Origin of the sequence: Neorhizobium sp. JUb45 (genome assembly GCF_004343585.1) — a bacterium.
In the GTDB taxonomy this organism is placed as follows: domain Bacteria; phylum Pseudomonadota; class Alphaproteobacteria; order Rhizobiales; family Rhizobiaceae; genus Neorhizobium.
Map to the genome: position 1 here is coordinate 36,871 of NZ_SLYW01000005.1, position 13,926 is coordinate 50,796.

General features: G+C 57.7%; 13 protein-coding genes. 6 read left to right on the forward strand and 7 right to left on the reverse strand.

Translation table 11 applies throughout. The features are described from left to right. Positions 1–5 precede the first annotated feature (5 nt). From rhaM to EDF70_RS19400, 6 genes are all read right to left on the reverse strand, one after another. The gene (gene rhaM / locus EDF70_RS19375; RefSeq protein ID WP_132276938.1) at positions 6–326 is read right to left on the reverse strand and encodes an L-rhamnose mutarotase; all 321 of its coding nucleotides are present in this window, start codon (positions 324–326) and stop codon (positions 6–8) included. Further along, positions 323–1,333 (reverse strand): ABC transporter permease, encoded by a 1,011-nt coding sequence (locus EDF70_RS19380; RefSeq protein ID WP_132276940.1) that lies wholly within the window; start codon positions 1,331–1,333, stop codon positions 323–325. The genes rhaM and EDF70_RS19380 overlap by 4 nt, the downstream gene beginning before the upstream one ends. Next, on the reverse strand, positions 1,330–2,319 hold the full coding sequence (locus EDF70_RS19385) for an ABC transporter permease (RefSeq protein ID WP_132276942.1): 990 nt from the start codon (positions 2,317–2,319) through the stop codon (positions 1,330–1,332). Before EDF70_RS19385 ends, EDF70_RS19380 begins: the two co-directional genes overlap by 4 nt. A 10-nt stretch (positions 2,320–2,329) precedes the next feature. Continuing rightward, positions 2,330–3,859 carry a sugar ABC transporter ATP-binding protein gene (locus tag EDF70_RS19390; RefSeq protein WP_132277588.1) on the reverse strand — a complete coding sequence of 510 codons (1,530 nt, stop codon included), beginning with the start codon at positions 3,857–3,859 and terminating at the stop codon, positions 2,330–2,332. 353 nt (positions 3,860–4,212) lie between these two features. Then, positions 4,213–5,208, reverse strand: a complete 996-nt coding sequence (gene rhaS / locus EDF70_RS19395; RefSeq protein WP_132276944.1) for a rhamnose ABC transporter substrate-binding protein — start codon at positions 5,206–5,208, stop codon at positions 4,213–4,215. Between the two features lie 51 nt (positions 5,209–5,259). Beyond that, entirely contained in the window at positions 5,260–6,078 is an 819-nt protein-coding gene (locus EDF70_RS19400) for a DeoR/GlpR family DNA-binding transcription regulator (RefSeq protein ID WP_132276946.1), read from the reverse strand. Between the two features lie 210 nt (positions 6,079–6,288). On the opposite strand from EDF70_RS19400, the gene EDF70_RS19405 reads away from it, so the two are divergent. The 4 genes from EDF70_RS19405 (at position 6,289) to EDF70_RS19420 (ending at position 11,912) form a co-directional block, all read left to right on the forward strand. Continuing rightward, positions 6,289–8,385, forward strand: coding sequence for a bifunctional rhamnulose-1-phosphate aldolase/short-chain dehydrogenase (locus tag EDF70_RS19405; RefSeq protein ID WP_132276948.1), 2,097 nt, complete (start codon positions 6,289–6,291; stop codon positions 8,383–8,385). Positions 8,386–8,564: 179 nt separating this feature from the next. Continuing rightward, positions 8,565–9,857, forward strand: coding sequence for an L-rhamnose catabolism isomerase (gene rhaI / locus EDF70_RS19410; RefSeq protein ID WP_132276950.1), 1,293 nt, complete (start codon positions 8,565–8,567; stop codon positions 9,855–9,857). A 149-nt stretch (positions 9,858–10,006) separates the two neighbouring features. Then, on the forward strand, positions 10,007–10,243 hold the full coding sequence (locus EDF70_RS19415) for a hypothetical protein (protein ID WP_132276952.1): 237 nt from the start codon (positions 10,007–10,009) through the stop codon (positions 10,241–10,243). Between the two features lie 361 nt (positions 10,244–10,604). Then, positions 10,605–11,912: an ATP-binding protein gene (locus EDF70_RS19420; RefSeq protein WP_132276954.1), complete on the forward strand. Its 1,308-nt coding sequence runs from the start codon at positions 10,605–10,607 to the stop codon at positions 11,910–11,912. Positions 11,913–11,948: 36 nt separating this feature from the next. Here EDF70_RS19420 and EDF70_RS19425 read toward each other — a convergent pair whose 3' ends face one another. Next, a complete protein-coding gene (locus EDF70_RS19425; protein WP_132276956.1) occupies positions 11,949–12,509 on the reverse strand; it encodes a recombinase family protein in 561 nt (186 codons plus the stop codon). A gap of 229 nt (positions 12,510–12,738) precedes the next feature. On the opposite strand from EDF70_RS19425, the gene EDF70_RS19430 reads away from it, so the two are divergent. Then, a complete protein-coding gene (locus EDF70_RS19430) occupies positions 12,739–13,068 on the forward strand; it encodes a hypothetical protein (protein ID WP_132276958.1) in 330 nt (109 codons plus the stop codon). Positions 13,069–13,092: 24 nt separating this feature from the next. Continuing rightward, a complete protein-coding gene (locus tag EDF70_RS19435; protein ID WP_165932070.1) occupies positions 13,093–13,761 on the forward strand; it encodes an SH3 domain-containing protein in 669 nt (222 codons plus the stop codon). The last annotated feature ends 165 nt before the right edge of the window (positions 13,762–13,926 follow it).

A 13,926-nucleotide genomic window follows, 5' to 3' on the forward strand; every position in this document is an offset into this window, starting at 1 on the left:
ATCACTCATGGCAGATGAAACACCGTGACGAGATCACTCTGAACCGGCGAGTTGTCGGGATTGCTCTCCATGATATCGGCCATATGCGCCCACCAGCGTTTCATCACCGGATGTTCCGGCAGGCTTTCCATTGTGTGATCGACCGGGCGGGAAAGCACGCCGAACAGGATGCCGGTTTCACGGTCGAGATGGATGGAATAATCGCGCACGCCGGCCTCGCGCAAAAGCGCCTCTAGTTCCGGCCAGATTTCGTCATGACGCTTGCGATATTCCGCTTCCATGCCCGGATGAAGCTTCATCTTGAATGCGTGTTTTTCCAAAATCATCTGGTTCTCATATGCTTGATGCGTCGGGCCACGATGGGCAGCGCGATCGTGATGATCAAAAGAAGGCCGACAAAGATCGACATGACGATGCCGGGCACATTCAAAAGGCCAAGGCCGAAAGTCACGAGGCCCATGACGAAGGCGGCGATGACGACCCCGGCAATCGTGCCGGCCCCTCCGAGAATGGAGATGCCGCCAAGAACCACCATGGTGACGATCTCGAGCTCCCAGCCTTGCGCGATCGACGGGCGCGTGGAGCCGAGCCGCGAGGTGAGGCAGACGGCTGCAATGCCGGACATCAGGCCGGTCAGCAGGAAAAGCTTGAACTTGATGCGCTCCACCGGAATGCCGGAAAAGCGCGCCGCAAATTCATTATTGCCGATAACAAAGATTTGCCGACCGAAATTGGTCGCATGCAGAACCACGCCGAAGATGATGGCAAGCACGATGAACAGCACGAATTCGAACGAAAACACCCAGACGACATAACCCTGTCCGAAGAAGGCGAAGTCTGCCGGATACTTGCCATAGGCCTGATCGCCCAGCACGATATACGAAATACCGCGAAACAGGCTCATCGTGCCGATGGTGACGACGATGGATGGCAGTTTCAGCACCGAAACCAGCGTGCCGTTGATGGCACCGCAGGCAAGCCCGACACCAATGCCGATGGCGACCAATCCCGGCGTGCCGATGCCCATCTGCGCCGCCGCCCCCATGGCGGTGGATGCAAGCGCGATCATGGCAGCGACGGAAAGATCGATTTCACCGGCAATGACCAGCATGGCCATGGCAAAGGCGATCATCGCCTTTTCGGTGAAGTTGAATGTAGCGTCCGACAGATTCCAGGCATTGAGGAAATAAGGCGAGGCAAACGAGTTGGCGATGAAGATCACCACCGCCACGCCGAACAACAACACTTCCCAACTGCCGAGCAGGCGGCTGAACGGCGTGCCAAGGCGATCGGGAATGGCCAGGCGCGTTCTGGTTTCGGTGACGTCGCTCATGCGGAAACCTCCTTGGCGCCACGATCGCGCAGGATGATGCGCCCGGCCCGGCGTTCCGCGCGGGCGTTGAAGACGACGGCGAGCACGATGACGATGCCGGAAATCGCCATCTGCGCAAACGGCGATATACCGATGACGGGAAGCGCATTCTTGATGACACCGAGGAACAGCGCGCCGAGCACGGCACCGGCCACCGAGCCAATACCGCCGGCAATGGAAATGCCGCCAATGACGCTGGCAGCCACCGTATCGAGCTCGAAACCGGCCGCGACATCGACATAGGCGACGGCATAACGCGACACCCAGAGATAACCGGCAAGGCCCGACAACGCGCCGGACAACACAAAGGCGAAAAACCGCGTTTTGCCGATATCGATACCGGCATAAACGGCCGCCGTCGGGTTACCACCGGAAGCGTAAGCCGAACGGCCGAACGCCGTGCGGGTCAGCAGCCCCCACATCAAAAGCACGATGACGATGGCGATCCATGACAGGAGCGGCATGCCGAGCACGGAGACACGTGGAAAATTGAGGAAACCCGGGGTCATCTGGTGCGAATTGACCCAGGCGCCGCCGGAGAGGACGAAGGCCATGCCGCGATAAATGGTGAGCGTGCCAAGCGTCACGACGATCGGCGGGATCTGCAAGGCCCAGACGAGATAACCGTTGATGGCGCCGAGCGCCGCACCGATGCCGATCGCAAGCACGACCAGCAGCGCCAGCGGCAGGCCGGGATAGGCGGCATCCAGCATCGCGACCGCCATGCCGGTAAAGGCAAGATTGGCGGCAACGGAAAGATCGATCGATTTCGTCAGGATCACCGTCATCTGGCCAAGCGCCAGAATGATCAGGATCGAGGTGTCGTTGAATATATTGGCGAGGTTGGCGGGTGTGGCGAAACCGGGAGCCCGGGTGGCAAACCCCGCCACCATGATTGCGATGATGCCGACCAGAAGAAGTTCGCGATGTTTCAGAAGTCTTTTCATTGGCGCTTCCTCACGCATTGCCGGTGGCAGCGCGCACCAAAGTCTCGGCGCTGAGCTGTGAACGATCAAAAATGCCCGCAGACAGGCCTTCGCGCATGACCAGAACCCGGTCGGACATGCCGAGAATTTCCGGCAGTTCCGACGAGACCATGATGATCGACAGGCCTTCCGAAGCAAGTTCGCTGATAAAACCGTGGACGGCCGCCTTGGAGCCGATATCGATGCCCTTGGTGGGTTCATCGAGAATGATAACCTTGGGCAGCGTCGCCAGCCATTTGCCGATCACCACCTTCTGCTGGTTGCCGCCCGACAGCGTGCCAACCGGCACGGAAAGGGCGGCGGCGCGCAGATCCAGCCGTTCGGCATATTTGCGGGCCAAGGCCAGTTCGTTGGCGGCTTTCAGAAAACCGGAACGGGAGGTACGGGCAAGCGACGGCAGCGACATGTTCTGGAAGATCGGCATGGGCAGCGCCAAACCATGACGACCACGCTCTTCCGGCACATAGACGATGCCGGCGGCAATCGCATCGCGTGGTGAGCGGATGGTCAGTTCCTGATCTTCGAGCACCAGCCGGCCGGAAGATGGGCGTGATACGCCGAACAACGCCTGACAAAGCTCCGAACGGCCTGCGCCGATCAGGCCGTAAACGCCGAGAATTTCACCGCGCTTCAGCGCGAAAGAGATGTCGCGATATTCGGTCGGGTGGCAGTAGTTTTCAACCGCCAGCACCGTCTGGCCGATCGACACCTCGACCTTGGGAAAGATGTTGGACACATCGCGCCCGACCATCATGCGCACGATCGTATCCTGTGGCGTCTCGGCCAGACGCCCGCTGCCAACGGCGCGGCCATCGCGAAACACCACGAAATTTTCGGCGATCTCATAAACCTCGTCGAACTTGTGGCTGATGAACAGGATCGCCTTGCCCTGTTTCTTCAATCCTTCGACGATACGAAAGAGATCATCGATTTCCTTGCGGGAAAGCGCTGCCGTCGGCTCGTCCATGATGACGATGCGCGCTTCGACCGACAGCGCGCGGGCAATGGCGACCAGATGCCGCTGCGCAATCGACAGGTCTTTCAGGCGGATGGTGGGATCAATCTCGCTTTCCAGCGCCCGCAGCAATTCACTGGCGCGGGCGCTCATAACCTTCCAGTCGATCAGCCCGAAACGGGTGCGCGGCGCATGGCCGAGAAAGATGTTTTCGGAAACCGTCAGCTCGTCGAACAGCACGGTTTCCTGATGAATGGCAGTGACACCCGCATCGATCGCATCCTGCGCACTGGCAAAGGTGACCGGCTGACCATCGATAACAATCTCGCCTTCGCTGGGGCGATAGATACCGGTGAGGATTTTCACGAGTGTCGACTTGCCGGCGCCGTTTTCACCGATCAGTGCCGTCACCTCACCGGGATAAAGTGCAATGCTGACACCATCGAGTGCTTTGACACCCGGAAAGATCTGGGAAATGCCGCGCATTTCGAGGATGGGTGCGCCACGGGCGGGCAGCGCCTCAACTTCATTGATCTGGTCGGGCATTTCATCGGGCATGGGTGCGGCTACATTCATTTTGTTCACCTGAAGATCCCCCCGCAGGGTGAGCTTTCGATTTTGGCAAAAGGCCCCTCCCCACAAGGGGGAAGGTTATCGCATACGGAAGAAAGTCCCCCTCTGGCCTGCCGGCCATCTCCCCCACAAGGGGGGAGAAAACCAGCCGCAAACGCCTACCTCGATTGAGTTTCAGCGGATCGGCTTGGTTAAGCCCCTCCCCTTGTGGGGAGGGGTTTGGGGCGGGGTCTTTTCCAGTTGCGATACCCCTGCCCTTGTGGTGGGGTCCGCCGGACGCCGGCAGGCCTGAGGGGGACTTTGCAATCGGACGACGTTCCGTCAGATCAGAAAATCTTCGAGAACTCGTCGATATTCTTGGCGTCGTAGATGAACGGATCGGCCATGGCGGCCTCGCCCTTGTCATCGATCTTGATCTTGCCCATGCGGCCAGCCGTGATCTCGGATCCGGGCTTGCCGTCGGCATCACCCTTGACCAGGTGATAGGAGATCTGCGTGGCGGAGTAACCGAGATCAATCGGGTTCCAGATGGCAAATTCCTTGGTAGCACCCGACTTGATAGCGCCCGCCATTTCGGACGGAAGGCCGAGACCGGTGACAAAAACCTGACCGATCTTGCCGGCATCCTTCACCGCCTGCGACGCGGCCAGCACACCAACCGTGGTCGGTGCAACGATGACCTTGACGTTTGGCTGCGAGGTCAAAAGGCCCTGGGCTTCGCGATAGGACTTGTCGGCAAGGTCGTCACCATAAACGGTGGTGACGAGGTTGAGCCCGGCAAAATCCTTCAGCTGCTTTTTCATCTGGTCAATCCAGATGTTCTGGTTGGTCGAAGTGGTGGTGGCGGAAAGAATGGCGAAATCGCCCTTGCCGCCTTCAAGATGGCTGGCGGCCAGCTGCAGGCACATCTTGCCGATCAGCTCGTTGGAAGACGGGTTGAGCTGCAGGATGCGGCCTTCCGGTGCAACGCCGCTATCCCAGGAGATCACCTTGATGCCACGCTGCGCCGCTTTCTTGAGCGCCGGCACGACCGCATCCGGATCGTTGGCGGAAATGGCGATGGCATCGACGCCTTGCGCGATCAGCGAGTTGATGACTTCGATCTGGCCTTCCGCCGTGGTCGAGGTCGGGCCGGTATAGATGATCTCGACACCGCCGAGCTCCTTGGCGGCTTCCTGCGCGCCCTTGTTGGCGGCTTCGAAGAAGCCGTTGCCGAGCGATTTCACCACAAGGGCGATCTTGATGTCGGCGGCGGAAGCCGCAGACGACATCATCACGACGGCCAATGCCGCACCCAATGCCAGTTTTTTAGAAAGTTTCATGTCAATTCTCCTCCCAAAGATTGATCTAAAGTCCGTCCCCCCGCCGGCGCGTCATGCAACCGACGTGGTATCCTCCTCATCTGCCTGAGCGGCATAACCCGCCCCCGCAATGATCAGTCGCACGCCGGCATCCTCCACCATGCGCATCGATTCCTCACTGATACCGTCATCTGTGATGATGGCGGTCACCCGCTCCAGCGGACACAGGATCATGCTCGATCGCCGCTGGAATTTCGACGAGTCGACCATGACGATCAGCTCTTCCGCCTGTTGCATCAGCTTCTGTTCGCTCTGGATCACCAGCGCATCCGGCTCCATGATACCGAGCGGACCAATGCCCTGCGCGCCAATAAAGATGCGACGGGCGTAAAAATTGCGGATCGCATCATTGTCGAACGGCGACAGTATCAGGCTCTGCTCGCGATAGATCGTGCCGCCCGGCACCGTCACATTGTTCTTGGAATGCTTGACCAGATGTTCGGCGATCGCAAACGAATTGGTCATCACCTGCATGCGGCGCAAGGCCATGTAATGCACCATCTGGAAGGTCGTCGTGCCTCCATTGATGATGATCGAGTCGCCTTCTTCACAAAGCTCGACAGCCTGGCGCGCAATTGAGCGCTTTTTATCGATATTGACCGATTCCGACACACGAAACGAGCGTGCAGCCAGCTGGCCGATCTGCGGTGGGTGCATCGCTTCCGCCCCGCCACGCACACGGCGCAACTTACCCTGCACATGCAGGGACGCGATATCGCGCCGGATCGTCGCCTCGGACGCATCCGTCAAATCGGCAATATCCTGCACCGTGATCACAGGCTTTTCCTGTATCGCGCTTAAGATGATGCGATGGCGTTCGCGTTCGTGCATGAGGTCCTCCTGATGCCAACTATTGTCAGTTTCTTAAACTTGTCAATCATCATCGATCATCAAAATTCCTATTGCGACGCAACATGATTGATTATGATCGTTTACGATTGACAAGCCCTGAGTGAGTGCGCGATACCCTCTCGCATGGCCGGCGCAGGAGGACCAGCGTCGGTGGAAGATATCAGGCAGATAACGTCAGGGAGGACGACTATGCCGGGCCAAACCCGCCTTCTCGATAACCGCTGGGATGATGCTTATGCCGCAAAGCTCGATGAGCCGGGCAAGCTGCTTTACCGTTCCAACCTTTTGGGCAGTGACAAGCGCATCACCAATTATGGCGGCGGCAATACCTCCGCAAAGGTTATGGAAACCGATCCGCTGACCGGTGAAAAGGTCAAGGTCATGTGGGTGAAGGGCTCCGGCGGCGATGTCGGCACCATCAAGCTCGACGGTTTTTCCACCCTCTACATGGACAAGCTGGAAGCGCTGAAAGGCATCTACAAGGGTGTCGAGGACGAAGACCGCATGGTCGGTTTCCTCCCGCATTGCACGTTCAACCTCAACCCGCGCGCCGCCTCCATCGACACGCCGCTACACGGTTTCGTGCCCTTCGCCCATGTCGATCACATGCATCCGGATGCGATCATCGCGATTGCCGCCTCGAAGAATTCGAAGGAACTGACCCAAAAGATTTTCGGCAGCGACATCGGCTGGCTGCCCTGGCGCCGCCCCGGTTTCCAACTCGGCCTCGATCTCGAATCCTTCGTGAAGGCCAACCCGACCGCCAAGGGCGTGGTGCTGGAAAGCCATGGCCTGTTCACCTGGGCCGATGACGCCAAGGATTGCTATCTGCTGACGCTCGAGATCATCAACAAAGCGATCGAGTGGTTTGCACAAGAGACCGAAGGCAAGACCATCTTTGGCGGCGCCGTCACCAAAAGCCTAGGGACAGAAGAGCGCCGCGCCATTGCAGCAAAACTGATGCCGGAAATCCGTGGCCGCATCGGCAAGGCGGAGCGCAAGCTTGGCCATTTCGATGATCAGGATGCGGTGCTGGAATTCGTCAACTCGAAGAACCTGGCGCCGCTGGGTAGCCTCGGCACCTCCTGCCCCGACCATTTTCTGCGCACCAAGATCCGCCCGCTGATCGTCGATTTCGATCCGGCCAATCCGGATGCCGATGCGGTGATCGCCGGCCTCGACAAGGCGCTGGAAGATTACCGCGCCGATTACACGCGCTATTACGAGACCTGCAAACACGACAATTCGCCAAAGATTCGCGATCCCAACCCGGTCATCTTCCTCGTACCCGGCGTCGGCATGCTGTCTTTCGCCAAGGACAAGGCAACCGCCCGCATTGCCGGTGAGTTCTACGTCAACGCCATCAACGTCATGCGCGGGGCTTCCACCGTTTCCGAATATCAGGGCCTGCCCGAGCAGGAAGCCTTCGATATCGAATACTGGCTGCTGGAAGAGGCAAAGCTGCAGCGCATGCCGAAGCCAAAAAGCCTTGCCGGACAGGTAGCCTTCGTCACCGGCGGTGCCGGCGGCATCGGCCGCGCCACTGCGGCGCGGCTTGTCGGTGAAGGCGCCTGCGTGGTGCTCGCCGATATCGACCAGACCGCGCTCAACGAAGCCCATGCCGATTTCGCCAAGCGTTTTGGCGCAGACGCCGTGCGCGGCGTGCAGCTGGATGTGACCGCCGAAGACGCCGTCGCCAAGGCCTTCACGGAAGCAACCGTCGAATTCGGCGGTATCGATATCCTCGTCTCCAATGCGGGCATCGCCTCTTCCGCTCCGGTGGAAGACACCACGCTCGCCATGTGGAACAAGAATATCGACATTCTGGCCACCGGTTATTTCCTCGTGTCGCGTGAAGCATTCCGGCTTTTCCGCCGCCAGAAGCTGGGTGGCAACGTCGTCTTCGTCGCCTCGAAGAACGGCCTTGCCTCATCTCCGAATGCTTCGGCCTATTGCACGGCCAAGGCCGCCGAAATCCACCTCGCCCGTTGCCTTGCGCTGGAAGGGGCCGACGCCGGCATCCGCGTCAACACGGTCAACCCGGATGCGGTCCTGCGCGGCTCCAAGATCTGGAGCGGCGAGTGGCGCGAACAGCGGGCCACCTCCTCCAAGATCGACGTGAACGAGCTTGAGGAACATTACCGCAAGCGTTCGATGCTGAAACTCAACGTCTTCCCCGAGGATATTGCCGAAGCGATCTATTTCCTCGCCTCGGACTTGTCCGCCAAATCGACTGGCAACATCATCAATGTCGATGCCGGCAACGCCCAGAGTTTTACACGCTGACATTGTCTTCTCCCCGCCGGGGAGAAGATGCCCGCCAGGGCAGATGAGGGGGAGGAGCGAAGCGACGCCTTGAGCCAAAGCGAAAAGGCAAACGCACCGCAAGCCCCCTCATCCGACCCTCTGGGCCACCTTCTCCCCGTTGGGGAGAAGATAGAAAAGAGCCAAGGGAGGATTTTTCAATGACAACACTCAAGATCGCCGCCGACACCGTCGACAAGGACAATGAAGCGCGCCTCGCAGCCCTGAAATTCGATTATGCGGCGCTCGGCGACAACCTGTCCCGCCGCAACATCGATATCGAAGCCATCACCCAAAAGGTTGCGGAATTTTTCGTGGCCGTCCCCTCCTGGGGGGTGGGCACCGGCGGCACGCGTTTTGCGCGCTTCCCCGGCAAGGGCGAACCGCGCGGCATTTTCGACAAGCTGGACGACTGCGCCGTCATCAACCAGCTGACCCGCGCCACGCCGACCGTCTCTCTGCACATCCCATGGGACAAGACGGACCCGAAGGATCTCAACGCCAAGGGCGAGGAACTCGGTCTCGGCTTCGACGCCATGAACTCCAACACCTTCTCCGACGCACCGGGCCAAAAACATTCCTACAAATACGGCTCGCTCAGCCACACCGATGCCGCCACCCGCGCGCAGGCTGTCGAACACAACATCGAATGTATCGAGATCGGCAATGCGATCGGCTCCAAGGCACTGACGGTCTGGATCGGCGACGGCTCCAACTTTCCCGGCCAGAGCAATTTCACCCGCCAGTTCGAGCGCTACCTCTCTTCGATGGCGGATATCTACAAGGCGCTGCCGGATGACTGGCGGCTGTTTTCCGAACACAAGATGTACGAGCCGGCCTTCTATTCGACCGTCGTGCAGGACTGGGGCAGCAACCTCCTGATCGCGCAGACGCTCGGCGAAAAGGCATTCTGCCTCGTCGACCTCGGCCACCATGCCCCCAACACCAATATCGAGATGATCGTCGCCCGCCTCATCCAGTTCAAGAAACTCGGCGGTTTCCACTTCAACGATTCGAAATACGGCGACGACGATCTCGATGCCGGTTCGATCGAACCCTATCGCCTGTTCCTCGTCTTCAACGAACTGGTGGATGCCGAAAACCGCGGCGTAAAGGGTTTTCATCCGGCCCACATGATCGACCAGTCGCACAATGTCACCGACCCGATCGAAAGCCTGATCTCCAGCGCCAACGAGATCCGCCGCGCCTATGCGCAGGCGCTGATCGTCGACCGCGCGGCACTCGACGGTTACCAGCAGGACAATGACGCATTGATGGCCACCGACACGCTGAAACGTGCCTACCGAACCGACGTGGAGCCGATCCTCGCCGAAGCCCGCCGTCGCACCGGCGGCGCGATCGACCCGATCGCCGCATACCGCGCAAGCGGCTATCGTGCAAAAGTGTCGAAAGAGCGCCCAGCCGTTGTTGGCGGCAGCGGCGGCATCATCTGACGGTTTCTGCCAGAACGAAACAGAAAAGCGGTGCGTGACCAACGCGCCGCTTTCCGCGTTTATCAATGCCCGATCACAGATCAATACAAGCCATTGACTTCCCTTCCAGACAATGAGAACATAATGGCAACAAAAAGGAAAATGAAGTCATGGCGAACGCGGAAAAATACATCATCCTGCCCTACAGGAAAAATCGCGGGAACCTGGTTGTCGGCGAAATGCGGCAGGCTTCCAATCCGGTATCGGCAGAAAAAATCGCGGGCGCGATGGCCGATCGTTTTATCGGCGTTGCAGCCTATGCCGTGATGGTCGATGACGAAACCGGTGACATGACCGCACCTCGACTGCTCGCACAATTCGGCGAGATCGGCGACCTTGCCGCCTGATAGTGGCTGCTTGCATCGTCGGCCTGAAAACTGAGAAGCTGCTAAAAAATTATCGTTGAGCAGCAACGGCACGCGATTGCACGCTCCCTGACGGGTTCAATCGGCCATATCTCAAGGATGTTGTGGTGCCCCGTGCCGGCGTCAGAGCACCAGTCTATAGGCAATGATTTCAATGGGTTATAATGCCATCCACGCCGAGCGGTGTAGCAGCTCGCTGTAGCAGTTTCAAGATGGCCAAATCGTCAATCTAATGATCATGCATAGGGCGTGTCATCTGGTGGGTGGCGCGATTGCAATCCGCAGGCCCGACTCTCTATAATTGTGTGTGCTGCGAGTCGCGGTTTCCCAGCGGGATAGAGCAATGGCTGACGAATTATGGAATCTCAGAGCGGTAGTTACGCAGCCTGAAGAAGATTTCGGCAAGGCCCTAGCCCATGTGCTTTCTCCTTCGCGCCCTCTTCAATCGGAAGAGTTTCTCAGAGGCCGTGAAGAGCAGTTGGATGGCATCAGAAAGGCGCTCTATGCCCCGGGTCGTCACGTCTTTATCCATGGCTTCAGAGGAGTTGGAAAGTCTTCTTTGGCTCAGACAGCCGCTTACTCTCTCTCGTCAGCCAGTTGCGATCCGGTCATTTTGGGATGCGACAACAGCAACAGCTTTAGCAGCATTATCAAGGACCTCTTTGAGGAAGTCATAAGCCGAAGCCCGTTGATCGAAAAGACAATCAGGGAGGGAGGCGGTGGCATAAATCTGGGCTGGCTCACTGGTGCTGCAAAGGTCTCTACCCAAGAGGGAAGGGCACCTGAGCCGAGTACAATCAACGAGGCTGTCCGTCTCGTTGCCTTCTTATGCGAGCGATATAGTGACAAGCTAGTCGTTGTGATCGATGAGTTCGATCAAATCAAAGACAAGGTTGAGCAAGAACACTTCGCCAACTTCATCAAGCAACTTTCAGACAAACGAGTGCCTGCCCGTTTCATTTTCTGTGGGATTGGAGAGACGGTCGAAGCGATCATGTCCGCTCATGCCAGCGCCGACCGCTATTTCCACACTGTGAGCCTTGAAAGGCTGGGCTGGGATGGTCGTATAGAGATCGTGGTCGCGGCTGCATCGAGTCTGGGAATTGAGATCGACGACACCACCGCTTATCGCATAGCCAAAATATCTGACGGCTTCCCGCACTATGTTCACCTGATTTCCGAAAAGCTATTCTGGCAAGTCTTTGAGGCTCAGAATGGGGGTATGGTTACGGGCGAGCTTTTTGAAGCGGCAATGGCGAAGGCAAGTGACGCAATGGAGATGAAGCTCAAAGCGCCATTCGATTTGGCGACGCGGAAATACAGCAACGACAATCAGTATATCTTGTATGCCGTTGCGGACGGCCACGAGCTTCAGCGACGCAGTACGGACATCTTCGCCTCATACATTCGCATCACGGCAGCTCTTAATTTAGAGGCGCTCGACCGCAGTAAGTTCAATACCCGAATGAACAGCCTCAAGAAAACTGGAGCCGGGGAAATCCTCTCAGCCAATCGAACGGGTTGGTATGAGTTCACGGAGAAGGTCATTCGAGGGTACGTACGCCTTAGAGCTGAACAGGCCAGTGTCCAGCTAGAAGTCGATCATCCCATGGCGCGACGGAGATTGGGATGGCAGGGTAGCAAAGGTTGAAAACACATAATCACCCCGTGCCAAACGGACGCGTGATTATTCCGCCCGAAGCGCCCTAAAGACGCTCGAACGGCTGATGCCCAGTTCCACAACTATTTGCTCGGCGGTCTTCCCCTCGGCCTTCAGCCGCTTCACGTCGTCGGCTTTTCGCTGAGCTGTTGGGGCACGGCCTTTGTACTTGCCGTCAGCTTTTGCCCTCGCAATGCCCTCCCGCTGCCGTTCTAGCATGATGTCGCGCTCGAACTCTGCGATGGAACCGAGCAGGCTGAGCATGAGCTTGCCGGTAGGTGTCGAGGTGTCGATATTGAGGTTGAGGATTTTGAGCGTGACGCCTTTAGTCTCCAGCGTGTCCTTGATCCTCACTAGGTCGGTCATGGAGCGCGCCAATCGGTCCAGCTTGGTGACGATGAATACATCACCTTCACGGGCATAGTCCAAAGCGCGGGTCAGCTCTGGGCGCTCTGTATCGACCGAGGAGAGCTGCTCTTTGAACACCTTCTCACAGCCTGCTGCCGCTAGATCGCGAAGCTGAGCATCGAGACCATAGGTCTGGTCGAGGGTCGAGGTGCGGGCATAACCAATGATGGTGGTAGGCATTTGAAACGGCTCCGATAGTGTCACAGAAGTTTAAGGGCTTCTGACACTTACGGTTCCAAAAGTCAAATACCACTTGTATGGGACTCTTTTAGGCTCTTTTCGGAGAAGCCACATCGGCGTGGTCTATTGATACTCTTATGCTTTTCGATCTGGGGATAAGCGGCGACCCATCTGGTGGACGTCGGCTTGATCAGACTAAGGTCCAGGCGCAAATCATTTGGGGGTATCAATGAAACGCACAATTACTTTTGTAGCCGTCGCTCTTCTTGTATCGAGCTGCGGCATGACATTGCCACTGAAAGGGCAGACCGAGAGCGGTGACGAGACGTTTTCTGGCAAGGCGACCGGTTACATGGATGGTGGCGGCACGCTGGAGTTGACCAGCAGCAAGGGTAGGAAGTGCAGCGGTAACTTCGTCTATGTGACGCAGCGTCGTGGCGAAGGCACGTTTACCTGCACGAACGGGCAAAGCGGTTCCTTCTCGTTTGTCTCGACAGGAACGCGAGGCACCGGCACCGGCTCCGTAGGCAGCCAACGCTTCACTTTCACGTTCGGCTAACGTGCAGTCGGGTGTTGCATGTCCATGAGAGCTATCATCGCATTTATCATCGCGTTGGGGCTGGTGATGCCGGCTGTTTCGTACGCGGAAGAGATGACCCTTGGCAGGGTGAACACGCAGCGGCTGAATATGCGTGCTGTGCCGACTACGAGCGGCGCGGTTCTAGCCGAACTGCCTATGGGCATGAAGGTCGTGCTTTTCAGTAAGCGAGTGGGCGATTGGCGAGAGATCGGGGTGCTGATCGATAACCAGACGAAGACTGGATGGGTGAGAGAGAAGTTTGTAGAGCAGCTATCCAGCAGCCCATTAAAACTGCCGTCTACATCGCCACCTCCCTCCACAACTCCGCGCTCGACGTATCGCTCTCCGCTTACCATAAGCGACACAGACCTTAACTGCCGAGAGAATATGATCGGGGGCGGGCTTAGTAGATGCGACTATACCATAACGGTGGAGTACAATGGTGATGCCGATGTAGAGGGATCGTTCTCTGTAGACTGCGATGTCGAAGCGAAGATGGAGCAGAGAGATGATCTCTTCCCCAACCGTAAGACTTTTGACGGCTACGCCACCCTGTACGTAAATTCCGGTTACGGCAGTACTACCGTGGATGTCACCTTGACGCCGGGCATATCGATCGAGCCGATAGTAAGGGTGACTGTTGTGGATACGAGTTGCAGATACAACCGGTGACAGGGAAGTTGCTTCGAGGGGCCGTAGGGGGGGAAGCCAACACGGCCTTCTATCTGATTGGCCTCTCGAATTTTTCGGGTAAAAAGCCGCCTCTATCCTAAAGGGTGTGGTAATTTATCTATATCTAAAATAGCAGGAATTAAGCCTGCATACGTCTGTTCTCCG